Annotated in this window: 25 protein-coding genes and 3 pseudogenes; 16 read left to right on the forward strand and 12 right to left on the reverse strand. The window is 69.2% G+C overall.

From position 1 onward, the window contains the following. Nucleotides 1-7: 7 nt before the first annotated feature. Both AQJ11_RS39955 and AQJ11_RS39960 read right to left on the reverse strand, forming a co-directional pair. Nucleotides 8-763: a (5-formylfuran-3-yl)methyl phosphate synthase gene (locus tag AQJ11_RS39955; RefSeq protein WP_014677242.1), complete on the reverse strand. Its 756-nt coding sequence runs from the start codon at nucleotides 761-763 to the stop codon at nucleotides 8-10. Nucleotides 764-1,659: 896 nt separating this feature from the next. Further along, nucleotides 1,660-2,229 carry a hypothetical protein gene (locus AQJ11_RS39960; RefSeq protein WP_059266664.1) on the reverse strand — a complete coding sequence of 190 codons (570 nt, stop codon included), beginning with the start codon at nucleotides 2,227-2,229 and terminating at the stop codon, nucleotides 1,660-1,662. A gap of 170 nt (nucleotides 2,230-2,399) precedes the next feature. Here AQJ11_RS39960 and AQJ11_RS39965 point away from each other — a divergent pair, with 170 nt between their 5' ends. Further along, nucleotides 2,400-3,032 carry a TetR/AcrR family transcriptional regulator gene (locus AQJ11_RS39965; RefSeq protein ID WP_059266665.1) on the forward strand — a complete coding sequence of 211 codons (633 nt, stop codon included), beginning with the start codon at nucleotides 2,400-2,402 and terminating at the stop codon, nucleotides 3,030-3,032. Between the two features lie 342 nt (nucleotides 3,033-3,374). After that, a pseudogene (locus tag AQJ11_RS50585) lies at nucleotides 3,375-3,717 on the forward strand (transposase family protein); the annotation flags it as partial. Between the two features lie 15 nt (nucleotides 3,718-3,732). On the opposite strand, the gene AQJ11_RS39970 reads toward AQJ11_RS50585, so the two are convergent. Both AQJ11_RS39970 and AQJ11_RS50165 read right to left on the reverse strand, forming a co-directional pair. Further along, on the reverse strand, nucleotides 3,733-5,088 hold the full coding sequence (locus AQJ11_RS39970; protein WP_244218592.1) for a beta-1,3-glucanase family protein: 1,356 nt from the start codon (nucleotides 5,086-5,088) through the stop codon (nucleotides 3,733-3,735). Between the two features lie 290 nt (nucleotides 5,089-5,378). Next, a complete protein-coding gene (locus AQJ11_RS50165; protein ID WP_167360902.1) occupies nucleotides 5,379-5,552 on the reverse strand; it encodes a hypothetical protein in 174 nt (57 codons plus the stop codon). A 530-nt stretch (nucleotides 5,553-6,082) separates the two neighbouring features. On the opposite strand from AQJ11_RS50165, the gene AQJ11_RS39975 reads away from it, so the two are divergent. Then, entirely contained in the window at nucleotides 6,083-7,297 is a 1,215-nt protein-coding gene (locus AQJ11_RS39975) for an SMI1/KNR4 family protein (RefSeq protein ID WP_244218593.1), read from the forward strand. A gap of 45 nt (nucleotides 7,298-7,342) precedes the next feature. Beyond that, nucleotides 7,343-7,420: pseudogene (locus AQJ11_RS52285) on the forward strand (DUF6233 domain-containing protein); the annotation flags it as partial. 53 nt (nucleotides 7,421-7,473) lie between these two features. Here the strand turns inward: AQJ11_RS52285 and AQJ11_RS50590 are convergent. The 3 genes and pseudogenes from AQJ11_RS50590 to AQJ11_RS47490 form a co-directional block, all read right to left on the reverse strand. Beyond that, a complete protein-coding gene (locus AQJ11_RS50590) occupies nucleotides 7,474-7,713 on the reverse strand; it encodes a DUF6417 family protein (protein WP_208616738.1) in 240 nt (79 codons plus the stop codon). 324 nt (nucleotides 7,714-8,037) lie between these two features. Then, complete coding sequence (locus tag AQJ11_RS39985) at nucleotides 8,038-8,592, reverse strand: TetR/AcrR family transcriptional regulator (RefSeq protein WP_244218594.1); 555 nt, start codon at nucleotides 8,590-8,592, stop codon at nucleotides 8,038-8,040. Then, a pseudogene (locus AQJ11_RS47490) lies at nucleotides 8,489-8,793 on the reverse strand (transposase); the annotation flags it as partial. The gene AQJ11_RS39985 and the pseudogene AQJ11_RS47490, both read right to left, overlap by 104 nt. Before the next feature lie 618 nt (nucleotides 8,794-9,411). Between AQJ11_RS47490 and AQJ11_RS39990 the strand changes: the two are divergent. From AQJ11_RS39990 to AQJ11_RS40040, 11 genes are all read left to right on the forward strand, one after another. Beyond that, nucleotides 9,412-10,206, forward strand: coding sequence for an SDR family NAD(P)-dependent oxidoreductase (locus AQJ11_RS39990; protein ID WP_059266668.1), 795 nt, complete (start codon nucleotides 9,412-9,414; stop codon nucleotides 10,204-10,206). A gap of 131 nt (nucleotides 10,207-10,337) precedes the next feature. Next, entirely contained in the window at nucleotides 10,338-11,297 is a 960-nt protein-coding gene (locus tag AQJ11_RS39995; RefSeq protein ID WP_059266669.1) for an MBL fold metallo-hydrolase, read from the forward strand. After that, the gene (eda, locus tag AQJ11_RS40000; RefSeq protein ID WP_059266670.1) at nucleotides 11,294-11,953 is read left to right on the forward strand and encodes a bifunctional 4-hydroxy-2-oxoglutarate aldolase/2-dehydro-3-deoxy-phosphogluconate aldolase; all 660 of its coding nucleotides are present in this window, start codon (nucleotides 11,294-11,296) and stop codon (nucleotides 11,951-11,953) included. Before AQJ11_RS39995 ends, eda begins: the two co-directional genes overlap by 4 nt. A 68-nt stretch (nucleotides 11,954-12,021) precedes the next feature. Beyond that, nucleotides 12,022-12,858 carry an SDR family oxidoreductase gene (locus tag AQJ11_RS40005; protein WP_059266671.1) on the forward strand — a complete coding sequence of 279 codons (837 nt, stop codon included), beginning with the start codon at nucleotides 12,022-12,024 and terminating at the stop codon, nucleotides 12,856-12,858. A 10-nt stretch (nucleotides 12,859-12,868) separates the two neighbouring features. Then, nucleotides 12,869-13,957, forward strand: a complete 1,089-nt coding sequence (locus tag AQJ11_RS40010) for a galactitol-1-phosphate 5-dehydrogenase (protein WP_059266672.1) — start codon at nucleotides 12,869-12,871, stop codon at nucleotides 13,955-13,957. Then, entirely contained in the window at nucleotides 13,954-15,057 is a 1,104-nt protein-coding gene (locus AQJ11_RS40015) for a zinc-dependent dehydrogenase (protein WP_059266673.1), read from the forward strand. Before AQJ11_RS40010 ends, AQJ11_RS40015 begins: the two co-directional genes overlap by 4 nt. Before the next feature lie 4 nt (nucleotides 15,058-15,061). After that, a complete protein-coding gene (glpK, locus tag AQJ11_RS40020; RefSeq protein WP_059266674.1) occupies nucleotides 15,062-16,561 on the forward strand; it encodes a glycerol kinase GlpK in 1,500 nt (499 codons plus the stop codon). Between the two features lie 55 nt (nucleotides 16,562-16,616). Further along, a complete protein-coding gene (locus AQJ11_RS40025; protein WP_059266675.1) occupies nucleotides 16,617-17,579 on the forward strand; it encodes a shikimate dehydrogenase family protein in 963 nt (320 codons plus the stop codon). Continuing rightward, nucleotides 17,576-18,151, forward strand: coding sequence for a glucose-6-phosphate isomerase (locus tag AQJ11_RS40030; RefSeq protein ID WP_059266676.1), 576 nt, complete (start codon nucleotides 17,576-17,578; stop codon nucleotides 18,149-18,151). Before AQJ11_RS40025 ends, AQJ11_RS40030 begins: the two co-directional genes overlap by 4 nt. Then, nucleotides 18,148-19,077, forward strand: a complete 930-nt coding sequence (locus tag AQJ11_RS40035) for a phosphoglycerate dehydrogenase (protein ID WP_059266677.1) — start codon at nucleotides 18,148-18,150, stop codon at nucleotides 19,075-19,077. The genes AQJ11_RS40030 and AQJ11_RS40035 overlap by 4 nt, the downstream gene beginning before the upstream one ends. Before the next feature lie 18 nt (nucleotides 19,078-19,095). Next, nucleotides 19,096-20,007: a MurR/RpiR family transcriptional regulator gene (locus tag AQJ11_RS40040; RefSeq protein WP_059266678.1), complete on the forward strand. Its 912-nt coding sequence runs from the start codon at nucleotides 19,096-19,098 to the stop codon at nucleotides 20,005-20,007. 127 nt (nucleotides 20,008-20,134) lie between these two features. Here AQJ11_RS40040 and AQJ11_RS52290 read toward each other — a convergent pair whose 3' ends face one another. The 4 genes from AQJ11_RS52290 to AQJ11_RS40055 form a co-directional block, all read right to left on the reverse strand. Next, nucleotides 20,135-20,266, reverse strand: coding sequence for a hypothetical protein (locus AQJ11_RS52290; protein WP_279616978.1), 132 nt, complete (start codon nucleotides 20,264-20,266; stop codon nucleotides 20,135-20,137). A gap of 425 nt (nucleotides 20,267-20,691) precedes the next feature. Further along, complete coding sequence (locus AQJ11_RS40045; protein ID WP_059266679.1) at nucleotides 20,692-21,498, reverse strand: ATP-binding cassette domain-containing protein; 807 nt, start codon at nucleotides 21,496-21,498, stop codon at nucleotides 20,692-20,694. Continuing rightward, the gene (locus AQJ11_RS40050) at nucleotides 21,495-22,532 is read right to left on the reverse strand and encodes an ABC transporter permease (RefSeq protein ID WP_059266680.1); all 1,038 of its coding nucleotides are present in this window, start codon (nucleotides 22,530-22,532) and stop codon (nucleotides 21,495-21,497) included. Before AQJ11_RS40050 ends, AQJ11_RS40045 begins: the two co-directional genes overlap by 4 nt. A gap of 119 nt (nucleotides 22,533-22,651) precedes the next feature. Beyond that, on the reverse strand, nucleotides 22,652-23,713 hold the full coding sequence (locus AQJ11_RS40055; RefSeq protein WP_059266681.1) for a substrate-binding domain-containing protein: 1,062 nt from the start codon (nucleotides 23,711-23,713) through the stop codon (nucleotides 22,652-22,654). Nucleotides 23,714-24,155: 442 nt separating this feature from the next. On the opposite strand from AQJ11_RS40055, the gene AQJ11_RS40060 reads away from it, so the two are divergent. Next, nucleotides 24,156-24,533, forward strand: a complete 378-nt coding sequence (locus tag AQJ11_RS40060; protein WP_159061795.1) for an ATP-binding protein — start codon at nucleotides 24,156-24,158, stop codon at nucleotides 24,531-24,533. Between the two features lie 429 nt (nucleotides 24,534-24,962). Here the strand turns inward: AQJ11_RS40060 and AQJ11_RS40065 are convergent, their stop codons facing one another. Continuing rightward, the gene (locus AQJ11_RS40065; RefSeq protein ID WP_059266683.1) at nucleotides 24,963-25,754 is read right to left on the reverse strand and encodes an SDR family oxidoreductase; all 792 of its coding nucleotides are present in this window, start codon (nucleotides 25,752-25,754) and stop codon (nucleotides 24,963-24,965) included. Between the last annotated feature and the right edge of the window lie 29 nt (nucleotides 25,755-25,783).

The following is a 25,783-nucleotide window of genomic DNA, read 5'->3' on the forward strand; positions in this document are numbered from 1 at the left end:
CCGATGGTCAGTTCACGGCCGGGACGCCGGCGGCGTGCACCTGGGCCTGCCGGTCCATCTCCGCTCGGAAGGCGGCGACCAGGTGCGGCTGGATCCTGCCGGCGTTTCGGTCACCGCCCTCACAGACCGCTCCCCGTACGCCCACGATGTCCGTACCGATGTGGGTCAGTGGGCCGAGGTCGGCCTGGGTGACACTGCCCGCGAGGGCCGCGAGCCGACCGGATGCGTGGGCCAGCCGGACGAACTCGGCGCAGACGTCCGGCGGAACGTGGTCGAACAGCCGGGTCCCGTCTTTGACGGCGGTGTCGAGCATGGCCGCGTCGGCGCCGGAGCGGGCGGCGATGTCGGGCACGGCGAGCGGATTGACGCAGCCGATCCGGTGGGCGTCGGCATAGCCCGAGGCGACGACGAGCGCGTCCGGGCGGTGATCCTTCACCGCCCGGACGACCGCGCGCATGACCTCGATGCCCTGGTCGGGCGTCGTGCATCCATAGAGGCCGACCTTGATGTACGTGGCCCCCGAGACGACCGCGCCGAGCGCGGCCTGAGCCACCGTGCCGGGCTTGTACGGGACATCCCCCACGGTCGCGGACACCGGCTTGTTCGCCGGGACCGCGTCGCGGATCTCCCTGATGACCCAGGGGAAGTTCGCGCCAAGAGAGCCCTCGTCAGGCTTCTTGACGTCGACGATGTCGAGATGCTCCGCCGCCTTCGCGCAATCGAGAGCCTCCTCGACACCGTCCGGGGAGATGAGAAGCAACACCCTGACCTCCTTCACCGCCAGTCCGCCCGGCCGAGGCACAGGGGACCGCGGATCACCTGGCTCATGTGCGGTGCGCTCATCATTTCTGTCACGCAGGGGAATCGGGAGGGCGCACAGAGTACCTATTCGGTGCTCAGCCCACATGCAGTGCGCCGTACACATCGGATCAAATCGCCCCACAGGCAGTAATTCGCCCGGTCTGCGCATGTTCGTGGAATTGGCGATAACTCGTTTTCCTTTGTGACTTTCACGTTTGCCACCCGGCGCCGGGGTGCAGGCGTCGGGTCGCTGTTGGGGCTGTTGGCGGGTGGTGGGACCTGGTGTCGCCGGTGAGCGCCTGTGCGCTGGGCATGCTCTCTCCACGGCCACCGCCCGGGCGGCGCACGGTCGACGTATGGGGGTTACAAGGGAAACGTGCCCAGGGCGCGGGGATGGCACGGACTGCCCGAACGGGGAGGACGAGGTTCTGCTCGACGGGGTCCGGTGCGAGGAGTGCTTGTACTACTGGGAGCTGGATGCGACGGCGCCGGAGCGCCGGCTGGTGACGGATGACGGGCCGACCCGGCCGGCCGGGGATCCGCGGGAAGCCGGGCCGGGAACAGCCGCGTAGTCCTCAGGCCGTCCCGGCCCTGCTGATCCTCGTCCAGACTGCGCGGCCGCGGGCTGCGTGTTCCGGTGGCGAAGAAGGAGATGGCCTGGTCCAGGACGCCTGTCCGACGTCTGTACGGCGGGAGGCGAAGCCGTCGCGGCGGCGCAGCGCCGCGGTCGGGTCCACGGCGCCGGTCACCGCTTCACGCGCCGGGCAGCCGGCGGGCCGCCGTAGGGCCGCCGTGCTGCGCAGCAGCGCCTTGGTGGGGACGCGGGCTCAACGGGAGCATTCGCCATGGGGGGTTCTGTCAGTTGCTCCCGCCGGTGTTCCGGTCGGCGTTGTGTCCGAGGCGCAGGGCGGAGACGAGGAAGAAGATGCCGCCGAGCAGGGCGTAGCCGGCCAGATTGCTCAGCGAGGAGTGAGGGGCAGCGGCTTGCCGGAGGAACGAGATCCCGGCGAGCGTGGAGATGCTGCCGCTGGCGATCATCGCCCACTGGCCTCCGAGATCGCGTCGCCGCAGAGCAACGATGAGCTGGACGAGGCCCGCCATGACGGCCCAGACCCCCCACACGCGCAGGACCCCCGGAATGCCGGAGGTGACCGCGAAGACCAGTCCGACGGCGGCAATCCCACTGATCGCGATGTTGACGTAGAGGCCAAGAGCGGACCGGCTCGATCGAGAGGAGCGGGCGTCGACGACGGCGGCGCCCACGTCGAACAGCGGGTAGATCACAAGAAGGGTCGCGCTCACCGGCCCGATACTCGACGCGGTCAAGAAGAGCACGACAGCCCAGATGAGAGCGAACCCGAACCGAACAAGGTAGAGCCGACGAAGCGCTGACGCGACGGTGGCAGGGGCAGTAGTGGTCGTGGTCATGACTGTTCCTTCCACAGAAAGCCGTTGGACTGGGCATCTGCTGACGCGGAGCCGGCAACGGCATGGCCGCCGGGCCCCTGGTAGAAAGACCGTTCTCTCTTGCTGTCCGGAGCTTGGCACGACTCCTCGGGGACCGCAAGACCGATCGTTCTTTCTGCTACGGTGGGGTCATGGCCACACGGACACGTCCCGCGCACGACAGCCCGAACGGAAGCTCCTCGGGAGAGCCGGTTCGGTCCGAGGCGCGAGAGCGGCTGCTCTCCACGGCCAGCGGGCTGTTCTACCGCGAAGGCATCCGGGCGGTCGGGGTCGAGCGGATCCTCGCCGAGGCCCCGGCCACGCGGGCGACGTTCTACCGGCACTTCCCCTCGAAAGAGGACCTCGTGATCGCCTACCTGCGGGGCGTCGACACCGGCATACGGGCCGACGTGCAGGCCACCATCGAGGCCGCACCGTCCCCGGCCGACGCCCTACGCGCGATCGGGACCGCCGTCGCCGACAGCCTCGCCTCGCCGGAGTTCCGCGGCTGCGCGTTCCTCAAGGCCGCCGCCGAGTACCCCGACCCCGAAGACCGGGTGCGCCAGGTGATCCTCGATCACCGAGCCTGGTACACGGCCACGCTCACCGAACTCTTCGCGCAGGTCTTCGGGAACTCACCGCGTCGCGGCAAACCGGAACACGCCGCCCGGCACTTCGTCATGATGCGCGACGGCGCCATGAGCGGCGCCCACCTCGACGGCGTCGACAGCGTCGGCGCCGCGTTCCGCCGCGGCGTCGAGGGCCTGCTTACCGTCCTTCACTGAGCACCCACCACTCCGTATCGGGCCTCGAAGCCACACGGCGACTTCCCTGCCGGGGTTGGCTGACGTGGTCTCGCGGCCGTTCCAGTCGCGATTACCAGCTGGACGAGGCGCGAGAGCGTGTACGGGGGCTGACTCGACGAAGGCAACGCCGAAGATGCAGGTCGCGGTGTGGTGGCGGTGCGCGGCCGGACGCGAGTGGGAAAAGAACATCTCCAGCCACACCGCGATGCCGAAGTGGAAGAACGGGGACGCTGCGCCGGATGATCCGGTCTGTGGACGGCGGTGGGCCGGCCCCCGCCGAACGTCCAGGCCGTGGCGTGGAAGTACCGCACCAACTCGCCAGGCCAGGCTGAGGACGGCCCCGCCTTCGAGACCGTGGTGTCCCGCATCCGCGTGCCCCGCATCGGCCCCGGAAGACCACGAACCCGGCCTTTCGCCGTGCTGGCCGACCGGGCCTGCTCCTCCCGCGCCATCCGCAGCCACCTCCGGCGCCGGGGAACGCGAGCCGTCATCCCGCAGTCGTCCGACCAGATCGGCCACCGCCTGAGGCCGAGGCCGCCCACCCGGCTTCGACGCGGACGCCTACAAGCAGCGCAACACCGTCGAGTGGTGCATCGACCAGCTCAAGCAGTGGCGCGGCCTGGCCACACGAACCGACGAACTCGCCCTCGTCTGCCAAGCCGCACCAAAGAGACAGACCCTAGTAGCCCACGGCTACTTCCATCCACTGTGGCTTGTCCATGCTGGCGTACGCGGCCTGCCCGGAGACGTCGTCGTACGGGAAGCCGTAGGCCAGGTGGTTGATGCCGTGGTCGTGCCAGTACTTGGCGTACCAGTTGGCCGGGTCACCGGAGTAGAACTTCGACGGGTCCTGCTGCTGGCTTGCGGGCAGGTTCGCCGTGTGCCGGTTCAGCGCCGCGCACAGGCTCGCGTTCGCGGCGAGGGAACCGGCGCACCCGAAGATGTTCGACGTCGACTCGCCGACGCCGACCGAGTTCGCGTACGAGGTGAAGTAGTTGGCGTTCGCGCCGCCCGCGCGGAAGCTCGGGTCGCTGCCCGGAGCGATGATCCGGTAGGGAGCCTGTGTCTGAGCCAGCACCTTGAACGGCTGCGGCACGGAGTCCCGGAAGTTCTGGAACACCTGGTCGCGGCTCATGGTGAAAAGGTCCTGGGTGTCGCCGAGTTGGATTTCCTGGCCGCTGTGCGAGTGCAGTCGAACGGCCAGTGGCAGACCCCAGGCGTCCACGCGGGTGGTGTTCCCGTTGAAGCTGGACGTTCCGGTGGTGAACTCGATGAAGTCGTAGTACTGGCCCTTGGGGGCGCCTACGTAGAAGTACATGCGCTGGGCGGGGCCGGCGACGATGTCGACGTAGGGCCGCTCGGCGATGGAGTGCACCTCGCCGTTGTAGTCCCAGTACACCTGGCTGTCGGGATAGGCGCCGTTGGTCCGGTTGAGCACCTTCACCTTCATGACGGCCGACGACGCCGGGATGTCGTCGGTCGTCCCCCAGAAGTCGCCCGAGGGATCGGATCCGCCGCCCCCGCTGCCGTAGACCTGGAACTCGTAGAGCGAGTAGCCGTACTGAGTGGCGCGCTGGGTGCCGTACATCCGGACGTAACGGCCCGTGGCGTCGACGTTCAGGTTCTGTACGCCGCCTGCGCCCGTGGTGGTCGAATAGACAGTCGTCCAGGGACCGTTCTCACTCGTGGCGGTCTGCAGAGCGAAAGCCTTGGCGTAGGCGGCCTCCCACTGCAGGGTCACCTGGGTGATGGTCTTCTGCGCCCCGAGGTCCACCTGTATCCACTGCGGGTCGGTGAACGCGCTGGACCAGCGGGTCTGTTCGTTCCCGTCCACGGCTTGCGATGCGCTGAAGGCGGCGTTCTCGGTGGAAGAGGCGGTCGCGGGCCTGCCCTGGGAGAGAAGGGTGCCGGCCGCGTGGGCGGGCGGCTGCGCCATGACGGTGAGGCCGAGGGCGGCGACCAGGGCCATCAGCAGCGTGAGGGTGAGGGAGGGGCGGCGCCGAAGACGGCTGTACGAGCGATGAGTCGATGCCATGACTGACACGGATGAACTCCTCGTCCGGGTGGGGGTCGTGGCGGAGCCACGCGCGGATTGTCCGGGAGCTTCGGTAGCGAGGTGATGCTCGCAAGCAGCTACTCGACAGTCAATAGCTTGTTCGATAACCAATCCGTCGAGCGGCTTGGCGTTCGGAGGATGAACGCATGGTGACGAAGACGGCGGCCCTGGGCCGGGTGCCTCCTGCGATCGATGTGGCGTGCCTGCCTGGATTCCGGTCTGCTGGCCCTTACCGACCGGGGATGGCTGTACGTCCGCCGCAGCTGTGGTCAGCGCAGCTCACGGTAGGTGTTCCGCAGGTCGTCGATCCAGGCCTCTGGGTTCTCGTACGGGCCGAAGTAGCTCCCCTTGTCGTGGACGTTGACCCCACGGACGTCGGCGTAGAACCGGCCGCCGCCGACCCTGAAGGCCTCGATGCGCTCCTCGGCCGTGTCCGTCCACACCCGGGCGGTTGTCCCCGAGCAGCAGCGTGAACCCGGCCGGGGCCTGCACGTAGGGGGTCACGTCATTGACCGGCTCCGGCGGATGGAGGTGGGCGTTCTTGTAGGCGCGGATCGAGGAGCCGATGGACTCGGTGACCCAGTGGATGGTGGTGAAGGTCAGGATGTCGCCGACCGGCCGGTCGGCGACGAAGTCACCCCTGCGATCGCTCCACTTCTTCCACCGACGCAGGATCCAGGCCAGCAGGCCGACCGGGAAGTCGTTCAGGCCGTGGGTGAGGGTCGGGCAGCCGACCCGATGGACGCGGGTCCGACCCCGCAGCCGCTCCGGGCAACGAGATGCGCGGGGCACGGGGGTTGGGCGAGGCAATGAGGTCACGGTAGCCCGGCCGGTCACGCGCGCTGTGGCACCGCCCGGGAGCCGGGCCATTCAGCCCGAGGACAGCCGAAGCGTCAGTCAGTGGGCGGGTCAGACCCCCGAGCGGTGCCAGGTCCGAATCTCGATGTCGGTGGGGGATGTCATCCTCGGCACCATGGATCACTCTGCGCGGATCACCGCGTTCACAGGTCTCGTCGGACCGCCGCCCGGCCCGGCGCCCGCCGTCGACTGGGCGGCGGTCGAGGGCTGGCTCGGCACCCCGCTGCCCGGTGACTACAAGGCGCTCGTGTCGGCGTACGGTGCGGCCGAGATAGGCGGCCCGGGTGCGGCGATCCGGCTGCACCCCCCGTGCGTCAGCGCTGACGGCCGCTTCGAGTACGCAGCATGGATCGTCGAGACGCACCGGCACTCGGCGATCCGGCCCGGCATGTTCACCGCGCGTCGGCGCCCCTTCCTGCCCGAGGAGGGCGGCCTGCTCGCCTTCGCCACGACAAGGAGCGGCGACCACCTCTTCTGGAACACGGGCGCGTCGGACGACCCCGACGAGTGGCCGGTCACGCTCATGACCACGAATGTGGCAGTCGGGGTGAGCGAGCCCTGGGTGGACTACGAAGTCCCGTTCCTGGAACTGCTGTTCACTCTGCTGCGCACCGGCGTGCCGCACCCGGGCGAGCCCGGCGGGCTGCTGGGTCCGCTGTCCTCGCAGATACGGGTCTGGCCGCCGCTGGCCGGGGCCGCACCCTGGTCGCCACCGCCTGCGGGCACCGCCGTGGACGCGCGGCAGCACGCGGCGCTCACCGAGGGCTCGGGTCTCGACGCCGTCATGGCGCTGATTCCACCGCCCCTGGAGCCGTATCTGGGCGAGGGCACATGGGAGCAGGTCTTCGAGCGGCTCGGCACCCGGCTGCCGCCGGACTTCGTGGCGCTCGCGGAGCGGTACGGGGCGGGCAACTGGAGCTGGTGGCTGGACATGAGCGCCCCACTGTCCCTGGACCGGCCACGGGGGCAGGGGCTCGCGGCCACCGTCGAGGGCATGCTTGACGGATACCGCCAACTGCGCGCCTCCCATCCCCAGTACTATCCGATGCCCGCGTGGCCCGAGCCCGGCGGCTTCCTGCCGTTCGCGTCGACGATCGACGGGGACCAGATCGGCTGGTGCGCGGACGGCCCGCCCGAGACCTGGCGCGTAGCCGTCAACCCACGCCACTGCGACCAAGGACCGCCCCTGCCAGGCGGCTTCACGGCAACCCTGCTCACGTGGTTGCGCGGCGGCCCCGCCGAATCCGGCTTCCCCGGTCTGAGCGGCCGGGACCTGCATCCGCTGGACGTCATGTTCTTCGAACCGTTCGGGCCGGGCGCGCCGTGGTGAAGACCCCAAGACCACGGGCTGGGACAGAATTAGGCGGGCAAACGGCCCCGGCCCGTCGGCCCGGACGAGGCCCGCCGGCTGCTGGCCGACGGCACCAGCGCGTGCAGCCACTGCCGCCCCGACACCGCTCTCGGCATCGCCGGCTTAGCCGGCCGCGACCGCCAGGCGGCGGGGACTCACTCCTGTGACGGGACACGGGCAGCGATCTCCTTCGCCCAGCGCCCGGCGTCCGGCGCATGGGCCCCGCCCTCGGCCGTGACACGACGCAGCCAGTTCAGCAGGTCGTGCGCCTCATGAAGCGTGAGCAGCGGCAGTCGCTCGCCCGCTGTCTCCACCGACGCGAACTCGATCTCGTCCAGGTCCAGGTTCGTAGCCGTCCACGACCGTGGCGACGCTGCGCACCCCGCCCCCGTCACGGGCCCTCGCCCCGGCCCCGGGCAGGAAGCAGCCCCGGCCGCGTGGCCGCGGCCGGGGCTGAACCCGTGAAGAGTGTGGTCGTGAAAGGGTGGTCGCCTACGCGGCGAAAGGCTCTGCGGGGCTTCAGCCGAACGATCGTCCCCGCAGGCAATAGGTGAGGCCCGGGGACACAGTCCCCTTCACCACCACGCCTCCTTCAACCACACCCACCCGCTGGGCATTCCCGGCCGCCCGGACGGCGCGCGGAGCGCACCGGGCCGGGGCACGGGTCCCGAACCCAGTAGGCACTGTCCGGCGGATCATGTGGCCGTGATGGCACCAAGTTAGTTCTCGCGGGCCGGACTGCGCCCGGTTGCGGCGCGTTTCTGCCCCCCGGGCATGGGCAGGACTGCCAGTGCGGTGTCTGCAATGTTCCGCAGCGTCTCCGGGTCCAGGCCGGGCTTGCCTACCGCCTCGATACCGCGGACCACCGTCAGCAGCAGTGCCGCCAACCGCTCCGGATCCGCAGCGCTATCGATGTCGCCGTGGCGCTGGCCGGCGCTGATCTCCGTCCGCAGCAGGGTCAGTAGTGCCGTCATAGTCTCGGCCGACCGTCCGGCGACCGTCGGGTCGCGCTGGGCCAGTTCCGCCGCACCCTTGGCCAACAGGCACCCGCGGCGCTCGGTGTCGGAGGCGGTGTTCTCCGCCATTAGGTGCACGTATCCCGACAGCCGGGCCAAGGCCTCTGCGTCCGGGCCACCTGTCAGCTGTCCTTCGGCCACCTCGACGACTGTGGTGCACCAGTCGCCAAACACGCGGTGGAACAGCTTGGCCTTGTCGCCGAATGCGCCGTACAGGCTGCCCTTGCCCAGGCCGGTCGCCTGGGCGATGTCGTCCATCACCCGACGGCCCGAAGGAAGCGGTGGGGAGCTGCTGCCATGTGCAGCCCGACGTGGCCACGAACACGATCGCGGCCAGCACCTCGCGGTCACCGTGGCGACGCCGACCACCACCTTGAGGCCGAGTTGGAGCCTCGGGCACCACCCGCTGGAACTGGTCCCCAACTCGTCCGGCACCAGCCGTTCAACGATCACCAGCACGACCGACAGCCCACTCAGCCAAATGAGACCGCGACGTCCGTGTGCCGGTGCGCTCCGGGCTCCTTACCGCTCGCGCTCGATCGAGGCATCCGCAGCCGCGCCATCAGGACAGTTACAAGGTCGCAGTGAATTCGAGACGTGTCAAGAACCGGCGAAGAAATTTCCACGCGCTCAGGTGAAGCGAGTCGAAGAAATTTCTTCGACTCCATTGACAGGGGGTCGACGAGTCTGCGACGTTCTTGCTCGACGGCAGGACCGACCACGGCTCTGCCGCAGAGAGCCTCGCTCCGATGGGCCGGAACGGCCCACGGGCAGCCGAGGGCATGAGCCGCCCTCCCCGTGCAGCCCACGGCCGTTGGGCACCCCTTGAGCCGACCTGCCCCGCCGCAGTGAAGGAACCGCCGCCGTGATCCGATCCCTCGCCCACCCCCCTGCTGGTCGCTCCAGGCCTGCCCTCACCGCAACCGTCCCGCCAGTGGACCGTCACTGGCCGGCGCTCCCGTCCGGACCCAACCGATCCGCAACGGGCCGGCGCTCGTCCTCGCCGGCGCCGCCACCCGCCTGCCGCGCCACGGCACACCCTGGCCCGACCTCACCCCTCGCAGGAGCGGATACCTCATGCACATCGATCTGAGCGGCAAGACGGCGATCGTGACCGGATCGAGCCAGGGCATCGGCTTCGCCACTGCCCTGGGCCTGGCCCGCACGGGCGCGCGTACCGTGATCACCGGGCGGGACACGGCCCGTCTGGAGAAGGCCCTGCGGCGGATCACCGACGACGTCCCCGGCGCCGCCGTCGACGCCGTCGCGGCCGATCTGAGCACCAGCGAAGGTGCCGAGACCCTCCTCGCGGAGGTGCCCGCCGCAGACATCCTCGTCAACAACCTCGGCATTTTCGAACCAAAGGCCTTCCTGGACATCGACGACGCCGAATGGCGCCGCTACTTCGACGTCAACGTGCTCAGCGGCATCCGGCTGTCCCGTCTCTACCTGCCGGCCATGATCGAGCGCCGATGGGGCCGGATCGTGTTCGTGTCCAGCGAGTCAGCCCTGCAGATCCCGCCGGAGATGATGCATTACGGGATGACGAAGACGGCCCAGCTGGCCGTCGCCCGCGGGCTTGCGGAGGTCTGCGCCGGCTCCGCAGTCACCGTCAACTCCGTCCTGCCCGGCCCCACGAACTCCGAGGGCATCGCCGGCTTCGTGGCCGAACTGGGCGCCGGCTCCGGCCTGTCCCTCGACGAACAGGTCGACGAATTCGTGCGCGAACACCGGCCCACCTCGCTGCTGCGCCGTGCCGCGACACCCGAGAAGGTGGCCAACCTGATCGTCTACCTCAGTTCGCCGCAGGCATCGGCCACCACCGGTGCCGCGCTCTCCGTCGACGGCGGCACACGTCGGTCCGTCGTGTGAGAGGCGCTCCGACGCCCGCCCCCTGAAAGGCATCCGAGAAGCCGTCCGGCACGCCTCCCGCGAGGCTGCCGGGAAACCGTCCGGACGCGCCGCCCCAGCCGCCCGCAGAAATATCAGGAAAGCCGGTCGCCATGCAGTGCAGCCTTCCGAACCCGGAAGCCGCCCGTCCCGCCTCGCCGCCACCCCACCAGGGCGAGCGGAGCATCCAGGTCCTCGCGCAGCCCGCGCCGGTCTCCCCACTGCCGGGTGCCTTCGCCGCGCCCGACGGCGCGGGCTCCGAGGACGTGACGCTGTGGTGGCTCGGCCAAGCCGGGTTCGCCCTGCGCCACGGCCGGAACCTCGTCCTGATCGACCCGTACCTGTCCGACACGCTCGCGCGGAAATACCGCGGCACACTCTTCCCCCACCGGCGGATGCACCCCGCCCCGGTGGCCCCGGAGGACATCCGCGGTGTGACCACGGTGCTGTGCACCCACGGCCACACCGATCACATGGACCCGGGCACCATCCGTCCGCTGCTGCTCCACAACCGCCCCCGCTTCGTCGTCCCACGGGCCGAGCGAGCCCGCGCACGGGAGCGCGGGGTCCTCGCGGAACTGCTCACGGGCACCACGGCAGGCGAGCGCGTCGAGGCGGACGGCATCGTCGTCGAACCGGTGCCTGCCGCACACGAGCAGCTGGAACAGGATGAACAAGGCGACCACCGGTTCCTCGGCTACGTCGTCACCATCGGCGGCATCCGGGTGTACCACTCGGGGGATTGCGTGCCCTACGCCGGACAGGCCGAGCTGCTGCGCGACCTGTGCGTCGACCTGGCACTGCTGCCCGTCAACGGCCGCGACGCCTACCGCACCGCCAACGGTGTCCCGGGCAACTTCACCGCGCGGGAGGCCGCCGCTCTCTGCGAGGCGGCCGGCATCCCGCACCTGCTGTGCCACCACTTCGGCCTGTTCGACTTCAACACCGTCGACCCCGAGGACACCCGTGCCGAACTGCAGGACCACGCTCCCCGGTTGTCGTGGACCGTGCCCCGGCCCGGCCACGCCTACGTCCTCACCCAGGCCGTCCCGTCCGCGAAAGAGGACCGATGAACTCATCACACCTCCTGGAGCACCTGCACCGGCTACGCGTCGTACCGGTCGTGACGCTGCCCGACGTCCGCCAGGCCGATCCCCTCGGCGAGACGCTCCTGGAAGCCGGGCTGCCCGTCGCCGAGATCACCTTCCGCACCGGGGCGGCGCGCGACGGGATCGCCGCGCTGCGCCTGCGCCATCCCGACCTGCTCGTCGGCGCGGGCACCGTACTGGACCGGGCGACCGTCGACCGGGCCCTCGACGCGGGCGCACAGTTCATCGTCGCCCCGGGGTTCAACCCGGACGTCGTGGACCACTGCCTGCGCCTGAACGTCCCGGTGGTGCCGGGAGTCAACAACCCCACCGGCATCGAGGCGGCCCTCGCCCGGGGCTTGTCCCTGGTCAAGTACTTCCCCGCCGAGGCATCCGGCGGCCTGCGTCTGCTGGACGCCATGGCGGCGCCGTACGACCGGGTGTCGTTCATGCCCACCGGCGGCGTGACCCCCGACAACCTCGGCGACTACCTCAGCCGCCCCTGTGTCGCCGCCTGCGGTGGCACCTGGATCGCCGGCGCCTCGCTGCTGGCCGAAGGCGACTTCGCCGCCATCGCCGACAACGCCCGCCGCGCCGTGGAGATCGCCGCCGCACGACCCGGCGCCGCGACCGCCTCCTGACCTTCCTGCCCCTCCCCACGCGCTCCGGCGCACGTTGCCTCACCGCTCACGAAACCGAAAGAGGAAAAATGACCCCCACCTACGAACCCGCTCCCGGCACCGCGCTCGCCGGCAAGACCGCGATCGTCACCGGCGGCGCGTCGGGCATCGGAGAGGCCGTCGGCCGGATCTTCGCCGCCAACCAGGCAGCGGTTCTGCTCGTCGACATCGACGGCGACCGGCTCAAGCAAGTCGTCGACTCCATCCAGTCCCAGGGCGGCACCTGCGTCGGCGTCGAGGCCGATGTCACCGACGAGAAGCGGGTGCAGGACTTCTTCCGGCACGCCGTACAGCGGTGGGGCCACGTGGACCTGCTCGTCAACAGCGCGGGCCGTGACTCGCTGTCCCCGCCGGTGAGCGAGGTGACGCTGGACGAGTGGAACAAGACGATCGGTCCGAACCTCACCGCGGTCTTCCTGTGCTGCCGCGAGGCCTTCCGCGTGATGGAGGGCCAGCCCGGCGGCGGGCGCATCATCAACATGGGGTCCTCCTCCGCCCGACTGGCCTCCGGCCCCGGGCACAGCCCCTACCGGGCCTCCAAGCACGGAATGATGGGGTTCAGCAAGAACATCCTGCTTGAGGGCAAGGACAAGAACATCGGTGTGACGGTGATCAACCCGTCGCATGTGAAGACCCCCATGACCGAGATCATCGACACGGGTCTGTACGACGGAGACATCCCGGCCTACCTGGACGGATGGCTCGACGACAAGGAACTGACCGAGGGCATCCACGCCAGCTGCATCGACGTCGACAACGTCGCCGAGGTCACCCTCTACGTGGCCACACGCACCCCCGACGTCACCATTCCCCAGATCGCCCTGTACCCCACGCACAAGGCGCACCGCTACGGCATGGAAGTCTGAGGGCACCGCGATGAAGGCAGCAGTACTTGAGTCCCCGGGCGTTTTGACCTGGACGGACGTCCCCGAGCCGAAGCCCGTCGGCGACCGGTCGGTGCTGGTCCGGGTCGGCGGTGTGGGCGTGTGCGGCTCGGACGTGCTCCGGTTCGGCCGCGGCAAGGCGTACCACTATCCGCTCGTCCTCGGCCACGAGTTCTCCGCCGTCGTCGAGGAGGTCCCGGCGGACAGCCGTTTCTCCCCCGGGGACCGCGTGGCCGTGTTCCCACTCCTGGCCGACCCGGCGGATCCGATGACACAGATCGGCGAGTACACGGTCAGCTCCGGCTACGACTACTACGGCTCCCGGCGTGACGGGGCGATGGCGGAACTGCTCCACGTCCCGGAGGCCAACCTCGTCCCCGTGGGCCGCCAGGTGCCGCTGGTGCACGCCGCCATGGTGGAACCCGCGGCCGTCGCCCTGCACGCCATGCTGAAGTTCCGGCTGCCGGCGCACGCCACCGCGCTGGTCATCGGAGCCGGCCCGATCGGTGCCCTGGCCGCGCAGTGGCTGCGCATCCTGGGCGCCAGCGAGGTGTACGTGGCCGACGTCGACGAACGCAAGCTCGCCGTCATGGCGGAGCTGGGCTTTCCGGTGGTCGACGCCTCCGACGGCGACACCGTGGAGACCGTCCGTGAGCTGACCTCCGGCCGCGGCGTGGACTGCACCGTGGAGGCCAGCGGTCTGCCCGTTTCGCTGCTCCAGGCGATCACCGCGGCAGCCCCGCTGGGCCAGGTCATGCTGCTGGGCGACCTGTCGGGGGACCTGACCGTCCCCCGTGCGCTGGTCTCATCGGTCCTGCGGCGCGAGCTGCGGCTCTACGGCACCTGGAATTCCAAGATCACTCCTGCCGGGCGCAGCGAGTGGGACATGGTCGTACGGCATCTGGGACGGGATCTACAGGTGGCTCCCCTGATCAGTCACACGCCCACGCTGGAGGAGGCGCCGGGAACGTTCCAGGACATGCTGGAGCGCCGCACCTGGTACAACAAGGTCGTCTTCGCCGTCGCCCAGGAGGCCCGCGACGAACTGGCCTGGCCGGGAGTCGTCGGAGGTGCCCGGTGAAGGCGGCGGTACTGCACGAGCCGGGCTCGGTGTCGGTGGAGGAGCTGCCCGAGCCGGCCGTCGGCGCCGACGAGGTCCTGGTACAGGTGCGGGCCGCCTCCGTGTGCGGAACCGACCTCCGGATCTTCAAGCACGGCCACTTCAAGCTCCCGGCCGGCCAAGCCCGGGTGCTCGGCCACGAGGTGGCCGGGGACGTGGTGGCGGTCGGCGGGCAGGTGACCGGATTCCACCCGGGCATGCGGGTGAGCGTCACCCCTAACGTGGGCTGCGGCCGCTGTGACATGTGCCGCCACGGCTTCAACAACATGTGCGCCGACTATGAGGCGTTCGGCATCACCATGGACGGGGGCTTCCAGGAATTCCTGCGTGTACCGGGCTTCGCCGTGCAGCGGGGCAACGTCTTCGAGCTGCCGGAGGGCATCTCCTACGCCGAAGCGGCCCTGGTGGAGCCGTTCTCCTGCTGCTACAGCGGCCAGCAGGCCCTGCGCGTGGGCCCGGAAGACGTGGTGGTGATCGCTGGGGCGGGTCCGATCGGTGCCTTCCACGTGCTGCTCGGCAAGCTCGCGGGGGCGCGGAAGTTGATCATCTCCAACCGGAGCCGGCCCCGTCTCGATCTCGCCGCCCGTCTCGGCGCCGACGTGTGTGTCAGTGTGCGCGAGCGGGACCTGGCCGACGTGGTGCGGGAACACACCGACGGCCGCGGCGCGGACGTGGTCATCACCGCGGTCTCCGACCCGCAGGTGCAGGCACAGGCCGTGGACCTGCTCGCCACACACGGGCGACTGAACTACTTCGCGGGTCTCGGCACCGCGGGGAGCGTACCCGTGGACACCAACAAGGTGCATTACAAGGGCCTGACACTGACCGGTACCACCGGATCGACGAACGGCGACTACGGCCGCTGTCTGCAACTGGTCGGCGACCGGCGCGTCGACCTGTCGCCCCTGGTGGGCCAGGTCTTCGAACTGGAGAAGATCCATGACGCTTTCGCGTACGCCGCCTCAGGAGCCGGCATGAAGGCGATGATCGCGTTCGGCGGTGACGTGTTCGACACCGCTCCCGGCACCGGTCCGCGCACCGCACCGCCGGAAGGCAGGTAGCACCATGGTCCACCGCTATGTCATGGCGTTCGACGCCGGTACCACCGGAATCCGGGCGATCCTGTTCGACAAGGCCGGCGGCATCGTCGCCGAGGCGTGCCAGGAGTTCCCGCAGATCTATCCCCGTCCCGGCTGGGTGGAACACAACCCGCTCGACATCTGGAACACCCAGATCACCGTGGCCAAGCAGGTTCTGTCGCAGGCCGGATGCGGCGCCGAGGACGTCGCGGCGATCGGCGTCACCAACCAGCGCGAGACCGTCGTGGTGTGGGACCGGGCGACCGGCGAGCCCGTGTACAACGCGATCGTGTGGCAAGACCGCCGTACGGCCGACCTGTGCGAGGAGCTCAAGGCTCGCGGCCTGGAGGACCATGTCCGGCGGACCACCGGGCTGATCATCGACGCCTATTTCTCGGGCACGAAGATCAAGTGGATTCTCGACCACGTGCCGGGATCCCGGGAGCGCGCCGAGCGCGGCGAGTTGGCGTTCGGGACCGTCGACAGCTGGTTGATCTGGAATCTCACCGCCGGTGCCGCGCACGTCACCGACTACACCAACGCCTCGCGCACCATGCTGTTCGACATCAACCGTCTGGAGTGGGACCAGCGACTGCTGGACGAGCTCGGCATCCCCCGCGCGATCCTGCCCGAAGTGCGCTCCAGCAGTGAGGTCTACGGACACACCGACGAGTCGGTCCTGCTGGGCGTCCGCATCCCGGTCGCGGCCGCCGTCGGCGACCAGCAGGGCGCCCTGTTCGGGCAGGCCTGCTTCACCGCGGGCAGTGTCAAGGCGACGTACGGCACCGGTGCCTCTCTGGTGCTCAACACGGGTGAGAAGCCGGTGTTCAGTCACCGCGGCATGCTCACCACCATCGCCTGGGGCATCGACGGAACGGTCGAATACGCCCTGGAAGGGCTGATATTCGTGGCCGCGGCCTCCATCCAGTGGCTGCGCGACGAACTACAGATCGTCTACGACGCCGAGGACACCGAATACGCCGCGCGCCAGGTACCCGACACCAACGGTGTCTACGTCGTCCCCGCCTTCGTCGGCCTCGCGGCGCCCTACTGGGACCAGTACGCCAGAGGAGCCATCATCGGACTGACCCGGGGCACCAACCGCAAGCACATCATCCGCGCCACGCTGGAGTCCATCGCCTACCAGATCCAGGACGTCATCGGCTGCATGGAGGCCGACTCCGGCATCCCGGTACGCGAGATCAAGGTCGATGGCGGAGCCACACCCAACAACTTCCTGATGCAGTTCCAGGCCGACCTCCTCGGCGTGCCCGTGCTGCGGCCGACCGTCATCGAGTCCTCGGCCCGGGGAGCGGCCTTCCTCGCCGGTCTGGCCACCGGTTTCTGGAAGGACCACGCGGAGCTCGCCGGCGCCTTCCGGCTCGACCGGCGTTTCGAACGGGAGATGGATCCGGCCCGGGCCGACCGCTTGTACGCGGGCTGGCAGAAGGCCGTAGGACGCGCCCGCGACTGGGAGGAGCACTGAGCGTCCACAAAGCCGTCCGGCCCCTCACCCCCCAGCAACCCACGGAGGTCACCCCATGACGGGTCGCCACGCCCCCGCGAACAGACCGACGATGTACTTCGTCGGTGTCACCACCACCAAGTCGTCCATCATGAAGGTGTTCCCGGCCTGGGCCCGGGAACTGAACCTGGACGCCGTCATCGAAGGCATCGACCTTCCACTGGACGACGCCCCGGAGCACTACCGCGAGGTGGTCTCCTTCATCAAGGAGGATCCGCAGTCCCTCGGGGCGCTGGTCACCACCCACAAGCTCAACCTCTTCAAGGCCGCCCGTGACCTGTTCGACGGGGTCGGCGAGGAGACCCGGCTGCTGGATGAGGTCAGCAGCATCTCCAAGCGCGGGGAACAACTGTGGGGTCACGCCATGGACCCGGTCACCAGCGGTCTGTCCCTGGAGGCCGTCGTGCCCGACGGCTACTGGTCCGCCACCGGCGCCGAGTTGCTCCTGCTGGGCGCGGGCGGTTCATCGCTGGCTCTCACCCTCTACCTGCACAATCGGGCACGGGCCGGCCGGGACGTACCGTCCCGCATCGTCGTCACCAACCGCCGCGAGGCCCGCCTGAGGGAGATGCGCGCCGTGCACGAGCGCCTGGGCTCCACGCTGCCCATCGAGTACCGCCTGGCGCCGGAGCCGGAGCGCAATGACGAGCAACTACGCTCCCTCGCCCCGGAGTCGGTCGTGGTCAACGCGACCGGCCTGGGCAAGGACCGGCCGGGTTCGCCGCTGACGGGCGCCGCCGTCTTCCCGCGCGACTGCCTCGCATGGGACTTCAACTACCGCGGAGACCTGGTCTTCCTCGACCAGGCACGCGCCCAGCAGCAGTCTCGCAACGTGCGCGTCGTCGACGGCTGGCTGTACTTCATCCACGGCTGGACCCGGGTCATCGCCGAGGTCTTCCACATCGACATCCCCACCCACGGACCCGCGTTCGAGCGGCTGTCCCGTGTCGCCCGTGACGCTTCCCAGGAGAACGCATGAACACCACCCGGCCCGCGATCGTCACCGACTTCAGCCTGGTCGACGGACTGTCCCAGACCAAGACGCCCCTGCGCCGCACGATCTCGGCGATGGCGGACATGTACGCCGACCGGGAGGCCGCCCGCCGGCTGGCGGAAGAGGATGTCCTCGTCTACGAGTTCTTCGACGCCGGGGTTCCGGAAAGCCCCGGTGAAGTCGCCTACGGCACGAGCATCGTCTACCCGGGCAAGGTCGGCGACGAGTACTTCATGACCAAGGGCCATTTCCATTCCGTTCTCGACACCGCCGAGATCTACTACTGTCTGCGGGGCCGCGGGATCATGATGATGGAGAATCCCGAGGGTGACGTGCAGTGGGAGGAGCTGACCCCCGGCACAGCCGTCTACGTCCCCGGCCGGTACGCCCACCGCAGCATCAACACCTCTCCGGACGAGCAGCTCATCACCTTCTTCGCCTTCCCCGGTCACGCCGGCCATGACTACGGCACCATCGAATCCAAGGGATTCCGCAAGATCGTCGTCGAACGCGACGGTGCCCCGGCGGTGCTGGACAACCCCAGGTGGGCCCAGTGACCGGCAGGATCGCGGTGACACCCCGCGCACTCTCCCGGGGCGGCCACCTCGCGCTGGCCGCCCTGGAGACGGCCGGTTACGAAGTCTTCTTCCCCGCCCCCGGACGTCAGCCCACCCTTGAGGAGCAGTTGCGGTTCCTGCCCAGTTGCGTCGGCTACCTGGCGGGCGTGGAGCCGATCAGCCGAGAGGTGCTGTCCACGGCGCGCGTGCTGAAGGTCATCAGCCGCAACGGTGTCGGTACCGACGCCATCGATCTGGACGCCGCGGCCGAGTTCGGGATAGCGGTCGAGACGGCAGCCGGCGCCAACGCGCAGGGGGTCGCCGAACTCGCCGTGACGCTGATGCTCGCCGGGCTGCGCCATATCCCGGCGCAGGACGCCGCACTCAAAGCCGGCCGGTGGCAACGACTGGAGGGCAGGGAGGTAGCCGGACGGACTCTGGGTGTGATCGGATGCGGACAGATCGGCCGACGGGTCGCCCGGCTCGGCCTGGGCCTCGGCCTGTCGGTCCGGGCCTTCGACGCGGTGCCCGATCCCTCGTTCGCACCGGCCGGCGACTTCTCGTTCACAAGCCTGGAGGATCTCTTGGCCCAGGCCGACGTGGTGACGCTGCACTGCCCGCCCACCGCGCACCCACTGATCGACAAGCAAGCGCTGACGACCATGAAACCCGGGGCCTATCTGATCAACACCGCCAGATCGGCCCTGGTCGACGACGAGGCCGTGGGACAGGCGCTGGACAACGGTACACTCGTCGGCTACGCCACGGACGTCTTCGACCGGGAACCCCCCGATCCGCGAGAATTCCACCAGCACCCGCGGGTGATCACGACTCCGCACATCGGCGGATACACGAAGGAGAGTGTGGAACGCGCGACCCGCGCGGCCGTGGAGAATTTGTTGCGGGTGCTGTCCGCCCGCCCCTGAAGAGACCACGGAGAAGTCATGGCTGTCCCGGAAGATGAGATCGGCAACCTGCTGCGCCTCATCAGCAGCAAGATGCCCTACTTTCCGGCCGCCCTGCGGCAGATCGGAGAGTACCTGCTGGCCCACCCTCAGCAGGCCCAGTCGATGACCATCTCGCAGCTCGCCTCGCGCTGCCGGGTGGCCGAGTCGACAGTCTCCCGGTTCGTCCGCGAACTCGGCATGGACAGCTTCCACTCGCTCCGGCTCGGCCTCGCCGAAGCCACCTTCGCGTCCCGGTCCACCGGCGAGGACCGGGACGAGGAGTTCGTCTACGAAGGCATCCTCCGCGGCGACACCACCCCCGCCATCGTCGGCAAGATCGAACGAAGCAGCAAACACGCCCTCGCCCAGACGGCCGAACGCGTCAGCAGCGACGCCATCAACCAGGCCGTCGACCTCCTGCACGACGCCGCCTCGGTCGTCTTCTGCTGCATGGGGTCCTCAAGCATCGCCGCGGAAGAAGGCGTCATGCGCTTCACCCGAGCCGGCAAGAAGTGTCTGCTCTACCGAGACCAGAGCCTGCAAGTCATGCTGGCCACCATCCTGACACCCCAGGACGTCCTCATCGCCATCAGCGACTCGGGACAGACCACCTCCATCGTCGAGGCCATGCAGCTGGCCCGCCATACCGGAGCAGCATCGATCGGGATCACGTCTGCCCCGGACAGCCCGGTCGCCCAGCTCAGCGACGTCCCCCTGTTCACGTCCACCCTTGCCGGAGCAGGTCTGTACGGGGAGTCCGTCACCTCGAAGTGGGGCCAGCTCCTCCTCATCGACATCCTCTACGCCACCTATGCCGCACGCCATGTCGACGCCACGCTTCAGCATCTCAAGGAGACCTACGAGGCGGGCATCCGCCGTTCCCGTTCCACGGAACAGTTGCGCCCTTGAAGCCCTGTGGGGAAGGTGCCGGTCACAGTCACTCGTCGAGTACTGTGACCGGCACCGTCGTCTCGTGGCGGACGGCGAGCTTGAGGTGCCTGGTGGTCGCTGTCCGACCGTCTGGCGCTCGCGGTAGTCAGTCGTCGAACAACAACGGCCGACCGCCACCCGAACCGGGCTTGTGACGGTCGCGGGACTGTGTTGTCCGGCGCGAAGCGTCGCTGAAGCGCCCGAGCACGGTGATGCCGTCTTCGCCTGCGTCGGTCACCGAGTTGACGATCGTGGGGGCTGAGCCTCGATGCCGCCGACGGCAGCACCGGCTCACTACGGGTGTACCCGCCCTCGTCGGGCAGGCCAGCGGGGACGGGTCTCGCGCAGTTACCGTTCCGCGGCGAACGCTTCGGCCGCGGCCCACGGTTCCACCCTGCTGTCCCTCGGCCAGGCGCGTACATGTGGCACACCGTGGGCGGCCCTCGGACCGCTCCTGGTCGAACCGTGGGCGCCCGGGCAGTCCCGACAGCCGTTCGCGGTGGGCGCAGTGCGTCCACCGCGAACCGTCGCCGGCTCCGGGGCCATGGGGATGTCCGCATGGCGCGGGCGGCGGCTCCCGGTGATCGCGGTTCTGATCGGGCCGCCCGCGCTCGGCTTGTCGCCCGGCCTTATCGGGGCCCCGGGCACCGGAGGATGCTCCGGTCAGCTCGGCGCGGTGGACCGGCTGTCGATGTCTGCCGGGTCCAGCGCTCCCGTCATCAGCGCGACGGCGTCGGGCATGGAGATGTCCGAAGTGTTCACCAGAGCGATCCGCCGGCCCAATCGCTGCACGTGGATGCGATCGGCGACATCGAACACGTGCGGCATGTCGTGGCTGATGAGGATGACGGGGACCCCCCGGTCGCGGATCTGACGGATGAGGTCCAGGACGCGCTGCGACTCCCGCACCCCGAGGGCCGCCGTCGGCTCGTCCATGATGATCACGTTGCTGCCGAAGCAGGCGGCCCTGGCCACTGCCACGCCCTGACGCTGCCCACCGGAGAGTGTCTCCACCGGCTGGGAGAAGTTCTGGATGGTCAGCAGACCGAGCGACGTCAGCAGTTCCCGGGTCTCCCGCTGCATGGCCTTCTTGTCCAACAGACGCAGGACGCTGCCCAGCGGCCCCGGCTTACGGCGCTCGCGCCCAAGGAAGAGGTTGGCCGGGATGTCCCGGGAGGGGGCGACCGCCAGGTTCTGGTAGACGGTCTCGACACCGTAGGCGCGCGCGTCCAGGGGATTGCGGAACTGCACCGGTTGCCCGAACAGGCGGAGCTCTCCGCTGTCGGGAAGCTCGGCACCGGACAGGCATTTGATGAGGGTCGACTTGCCGGCTCCGTTGTCGCCGATGACGGCCAGGACCTCTCCCGCTCGCAGTTCGACGTCGGCGCCAGCAAGTGCGGTGACGTGTCCGTAGCGCTTGACCAAGCCGTGTGCCTGGAGCACACACGCATGCGTGTCGGCGGAGTTCATGAGGCCACCTTCCGGATCCACTGGTCGGCCGCCACCGCGGCGATGACGAGGACGCCGATGGTGAAGACCTGCCACAGGTCATTCACGCCGGCCAGGGCGAGCCCGCTGCTGAAGACACCCACGATGAGGGAACCCAGCAGAGTGCCGAGGACATGGCCCCGGCCGCCGAAGAGACTGGTTCCGCCGATGACGACGGCCGTGATACTGCTGAGGTTGAGGTTCTCGCCGGCCTGCGGGCTTACCGAACCGATCCGGCCGATGAGGAACCACGCGGCGACACCGCAGATGGTCCCGGCCGCGACGTAGACACTGAGCAGCACCCTGCCGGTGCGGATTCCACTGAGACGCGCGCCCTCGGGGCTGTCACCCACTGCGTGCAGATGGGCACCCCATGCCGTGCACCGCAGGACGTAGGCCACGACGGCGAAGCAGCCGATCATCAGCAGAGAGCTGTACGTCACCTCCGTCCCGAGGATGCGGACGGAATGCCCCGGCCAGCTGAGCAGGGTCGGTACGTCCTGGGCGCTGATGGTCTCGCTCCGGGAGTAGGCGAGGGTGAGTGCGGAGAAGACGCTGAGAGTGCCCAGGGTGGCGATGAATGGTGGGATCCGCAGCCGGGTGACCAGGAGGCCGTTGACTCCTCCGCAGGCGGCACCGATGACGACACCGAGCAACAGGGCAAGGAGCACGGGCATACCGTGGTCGACCGCGAGCTTGCCCATCACGACGGAGGCGAGGACGGTGATGGCGCCGACCGACAGGTCGATGCCCGCGGTCAGCACGATGAGTGTCTGGGCTATGCCGACCATGCCGATGATCTGCACCTGCTGGAGGATCAGCGAAAGGTTGAGGGGATCGCTGAAGCGAGGGCCGACCCACAAGGTGAACAAGGTGGAGGCGAGCACGAGAACGATGAGGGGGCCAAGCAGCGGCTGAGAGTGTAGGGCGGCCTGCGCACGGGCGCGCAGGCCGCGCCGCGGCGGCTGGAGGGCCGGGGGGTCGGCGGCGTGATGCGCGACGGTGTCGTGTGCCATGGTCAGCTCCTGGATCGTGTGGGAGGCGCGGATGAACGGCGATGTGATGCGGAGAGCGGCGCACGACCCCGCTGGCCGGTGAAGGGGGTACGCCGACGGGCCGGGGCGCGGCGGTCGCCTCAGCCCCAGCAGTGGGCCATGCCCCAGTGGGAATTCTGCGAGGGCAGGCTGGCCACGGGTGCGTCGGTGATGAGGGTGACGCCGGTGTCGGTCAGGTCCTGCCCGGACGAGGGGGAGGGCTCGCCGCCCTTCCTGACGTGTTCGGCCACGGCGGCGACCCCCTCGGCAGCCATCCTCACGGGGAACTGCATGGAGGTCGCCCCGATCGCCCCCGTTGCCACGTTCTTGACGCCGGAACAGCCGCCGTCGATGGATACGATGGTGACGTCCCTCGCCTTGCCCGCCGCCTTGACAGCCTGATAAGCGCCCGCGGCAGCAGGTTCGTTGATGGTGTAGACGAGGTTGATGGAGGAGTCCTTCTGGAGGAGCTTCTCCATGGCGCTGCGGCCCCCCTCCTCGTTCGCGCCCGTCACTTCCTGACCGACGATGCGGGGGTCGTGCTCGTCGCCGATGCGTTCGGGATCAACGACGTCGATACCGAAGCCGGCAAGGAAGCCCTGGTTGCGCAGGATGTCGACCTTGACGCGGTCGGCGCTGAGATTGAGCAGGGCGATCCGGGCGCGTTTGCCTGCCATCTTCTCCTTGGCCCATTTGCCGATCATCTGGCCGGCGCGCCGGTTGTCGGTGGCGAAGGTGGCATCGACGGCCGAGGACGGATCGGTGGGCGAGTCCAGAGCGACGACCATCACGCCGGCCTCTCGGGCTCGCTCGATGGCCGGTACCACTGCGCTGGAGTCGGAGGGGGTGATCAGAATTCCCTTAGCTCCTGCGGCTACCAGATTCTCGATGGCGCTGACCTGGGAATTGTTGTCGGTCTGTCCGCTGCCGGCGAAGGTTCTCAGATCCACACCGAGTTCCTTCGCCTTCTTCTCCGCTCCCTCGCGCATCTTGACGTAGAACGGGTTGTCGTTGGTCTTCGTGATCAGTCCGACGACGATCTGTCCGTGGGAGCCGTGGGCAGAGCCGGCGCCGCTCCCGCAAGCGGTGAGCAACAGGGCGAGCCCGGTACCGGCGGACGACAGCGCAAGCGCTCGGTGGCGCGGCAGGGGTCGGTATGCCATGGAGGATGCCTCTTTTCGGATGCATGAGATTCGGGGGCCGACCACCGGCCGAGCGGGTTCGCGGCAGGGCGGAAGGGGGGCTGGGACCGGCGTCTGACCTGGGGTTTCCCTGGGCCGGTCAGGCCGGGCAGAGGCGTGTCGGCCCGGCGCTTGCCAAGAAGGTCGCAGAGGTTTCGAGACAATGTCAACAACGTGAAAGAAAGTTCTTCGAGGTCTATCTAAAGGGGAGTAGAAATTTCTACGAAACCTGTTGACTGCCATCGAAGAGAATGCGACATTCGAGTCGGTCCCCTAGTGGACCGGCTCGGGGCCAGGCGAACCGGACGTAAGGAGGCTCGGAGTCATGACAGCAGTCCCGGCACCGCCAGTGATCGCTCACGGGGGCCACCGCACGCAAGGACCACCCCGCCTCTGCGGTGCCCGACACGAGATGACCTTGGTCTTGACTGCCACGGCGACGAGCGTCCTCAACGCGCGCCGTGCCTCCAGGGACGCTCTTGCACGCTGGAACATGGGCGGGGAAGCCGCCGACGACGTGGTCCTCATGGTGGACGAACTCGTGACCAACGCGGTGCAGCATGGTCGCGGCCCTATGTGGCTCCGGCTCAGCGTGCACCCCTCGCACACTCTGGTCTGCGAGGTCGGCGACAGCAGCGACGTGCTCCCCGGCCCGCGCCGGGCCGGCCCCGGCGCCGAGAGCGGCCGCGGGCTCTTCCTCGTCTACGCGCTCTCGGACTGCTTCGGCGCACGTGCTGCCGGGACAGGGAAAGTCGTCTGGTTCAGTCGGCGTATCCTCTCCCCGCCGCCAACAGGAGGGTGATGACGCCACCCCGCTCTGCGGGCTCCGGGAGCGTCCACCGGGAGACGTCACGGCGACTCATGCCGGACAACGGCGACTCATGCCGGACAACGGCGACTACAGCGCCCCGAGTTCCAAGCGAGCGTGTCCGCGACACCGCGTGGCACGGGCTCCCGGGAGCATGAGGTCATACAGGTGCGTCCCGATGTCGTACGCGGCCTGCGGCTCGATGCCAGGGGACGCCTTCAAAGTGGGCGCAGGCGATGGGGTGTCCCTCGTTCTCCCAGGCCCGTGTCTGCGCACCCTGCACCGCCCCGGTGGGCGGACCGCCGCAGGAAGGCGACCTGCGGTTCAGCGACCCTCAGGCCGCCTGGTCTGCGGCCGACAGCCCCTGCCCGGGCAACGTTGCGGGCAGAGGCGTGAGGCGCACCGCGCGGGTGCGGCGGCCCGTCAGGCGACGGGCGGCGCGGGGTGGGGCGTGGCCGCCTGGGTGTTGCCCATGGATTGCAGCCTGGTCGCCACGATCGTCATCTCGGTGATCGACGCCCGGTGGGGCAGCGTCACGGCGCCCAGACAGGCCTCAGCGACGTCCTCGGGCTGGACGAACAGCTCCCGCAGGTCCTGCGGGGGCGGCTCGGGTCTGTTGTCGAGGATGGGGGTGTTGACGATGCCGGGCAGCACGGTGCAGATCCGTACGCCATGGCGGTGCTCGTCCAGCCCGGCACCCCGGGCCAGGCCGAGCAGACCGGCCTTGGCCGCCTGGTAGCCGGGACCGGTGTGGTCGGGCCAGGCGGCGGCCACGCTGGAGACGATGATGACGTCGCCCGCGGATTCACGCAGGCGCGGCAGCAGCGCGCGCAGCAGGTAGAACGTGCCATTGAGATTGGTGGCGATCAGTTTGCTCCAGCTCTCGGGCGTCAGCTGCGACAGACGGCGTTCGGGGATGTTCGTCCCGGCAGCACATACCAGGGTGTCCACGGGACCGTCCAGGGTCGCAGCCCAGCGGTCGACCGCGTCGGGATCGCACACGTCGACGCGATGGGTGTGCAGCCGGCCGGGCGCTGGAGCGCTGTTGTCGGCCTTCTTCTCGATGAGTGCGTTCCGTCGGGCCAGCCCGTGCACGGTGGCCCCGGCCTGGAGGAAGCGGCGGGTGACGGCCAGACCGATGCCGCTGCTGGCGCCGCTGACGGCGACGGTGCGGCCGGTCAGATCGCCCGGGCGGCGCACTGGTTTGGGGTCCATGAGGTGTGCTCCTGCGATGACGCGGCTTC

It is taken from the genome of Streptomyces corchorusii (assembly GCF_001514055.1).
Taxonomy (GTDB): Bacteria; Actinomycetota; Actinomycetes; order Streptomycetales; family Streptomycetaceae; genus Streptomyces; species Streptomyces olivaceoviridis.

What these genes read in the sequence shown, in the direction of transcription:
- AQJ11_RS39960 (WP_059266664.1), bottom strand. Translation starts at nt 2,229, where the DNA reads ATGACCACGACCACTACTGCCCCTGCCACCGTCGCGTCAGCGCTTCGT.
- AQJ11_RS39965 (WP_059266665.1), top strand. Translation starts at nt 2,400, where the DNA reads ATGGCCACACGGACACGTCCCGCGCACGACAGCCCGAACGGAAGCTCC.
- AQJ11_RS39970 (WP_244218592.1), bottom strand. Translation starts at nt 5,088, where the DNA reads ATGGCATCGACTCATCGCTCGTACAGCCGTCTTCGGCGCCGCCCCTCC.
- AQJ11_RS39975 (WP_244218593.1), top strand. Translation starts at nt 6,083, where the DNA reads ATGGATCACTCTGCGCGGATCACCGCGTTCACAGGTCTCGTCGGACCG.
- AQJ11_RS39985 (WP_244218594.1), bottom strand. Translation starts at nt 8,592, where the DNA reads ATGGACGACATCGCCCAGGCGACCGGCCTGGGCAAGGGCAGCCTGTAC.
- AQJ11_RS39990 (WP_059266668.1), top strand. Translation starts at nt 9,412, where the DNA reads ATGCACATCGATCTGAGCGGCAAGACGGCGATCGTGACCGGATCGAGC.
- AQJ11_RS39995 (WP_059266669.1), top strand. Translation starts at nt 10,338, where the DNA reads ATGCAGTGCAGCCTTCCGAACCCGGAAGCCGCCCGTCCCGCCTCGCCG.
- eda (WP_059266670.1), top strand. Translation starts at nt 11,294, where the DNA reads ATGAACTCATCACACCTCCTGGAGCACCTGCACCGGCTACGCGTCGTA.
- AQJ11_RS40005 (WP_059266671.1), top strand. Translation starts at nt 12,022, where the DNA reads ATGACCCCCACCTACGAACCCGCTCCCGGCACCGCGCTCGCCGGCAAG.
- AQJ11_RS40010 (WP_059266672.1), top strand. Translation starts at nt 12,869, where the DNA reads ATGAAGGCAGCAGTACTTGAGTCCCCGGGCGTTTTGACCTGGACGGAC.
- glpK (WP_059266674.1), top strand. Translation starts at nt 15,062, where the DNA reads ATGGTCCACCGCTATGTCATGGCGTTCGACGCCGGTACCACCGGAATC.
- AQJ11_RS40025 (WP_059266675.1), top strand. Translation starts at nt 16,617, where the DNA reads ATGACGGGTCGCCACGCCCCCGCGAACAGACCGACGATGTACTTCGTC.
- AQJ11_RS40030 (WP_059266676.1), top strand. Translation starts at nt 17,576, where the DNA reads ATGAACACCACCCGGCCCGCGATCGTCACCGACTTCAGCCTGGTCGAC.
- AQJ11_RS40040 (WP_059266678.1), top strand. Translation starts at nt 19,096, where the DNA reads ATGGCTGTCCCGGAAGATGAGATCGGCAACCTGCTGCGCCTCATCAGC.
- AQJ11_RS40045 (WP_059266679.1), bottom strand. Translation starts at nt 21,498, where the DNA reads ATGAACTCCGCCGACACGCATGCGTGTGTGCTCCAGGCACACGGCTTG.
- AQJ11_RS40050 (WP_059266680.1), bottom strand. Translation starts at nt 22,532, where the DNA reads ATGGCACACGACACCGTCGCGCATCACGCCGCCGACCCCCCGGCCCTC.
- AQJ11_RS40055 (WP_059266681.1), bottom strand. Translation starts at nt 23,713, where the DNA reads ATGGCATACCGACCCCTGCCGCGCCACCGAGCGCTTGCGCTGTCGTCC.
- AQJ11_RS40065 (WP_059266683.1), bottom strand. Translation starts at nt 25,754, where the DNA reads ATGGACCCCAAACCAGTGCGCCGCCCGGGCGATCTGACCGGCCGCACC.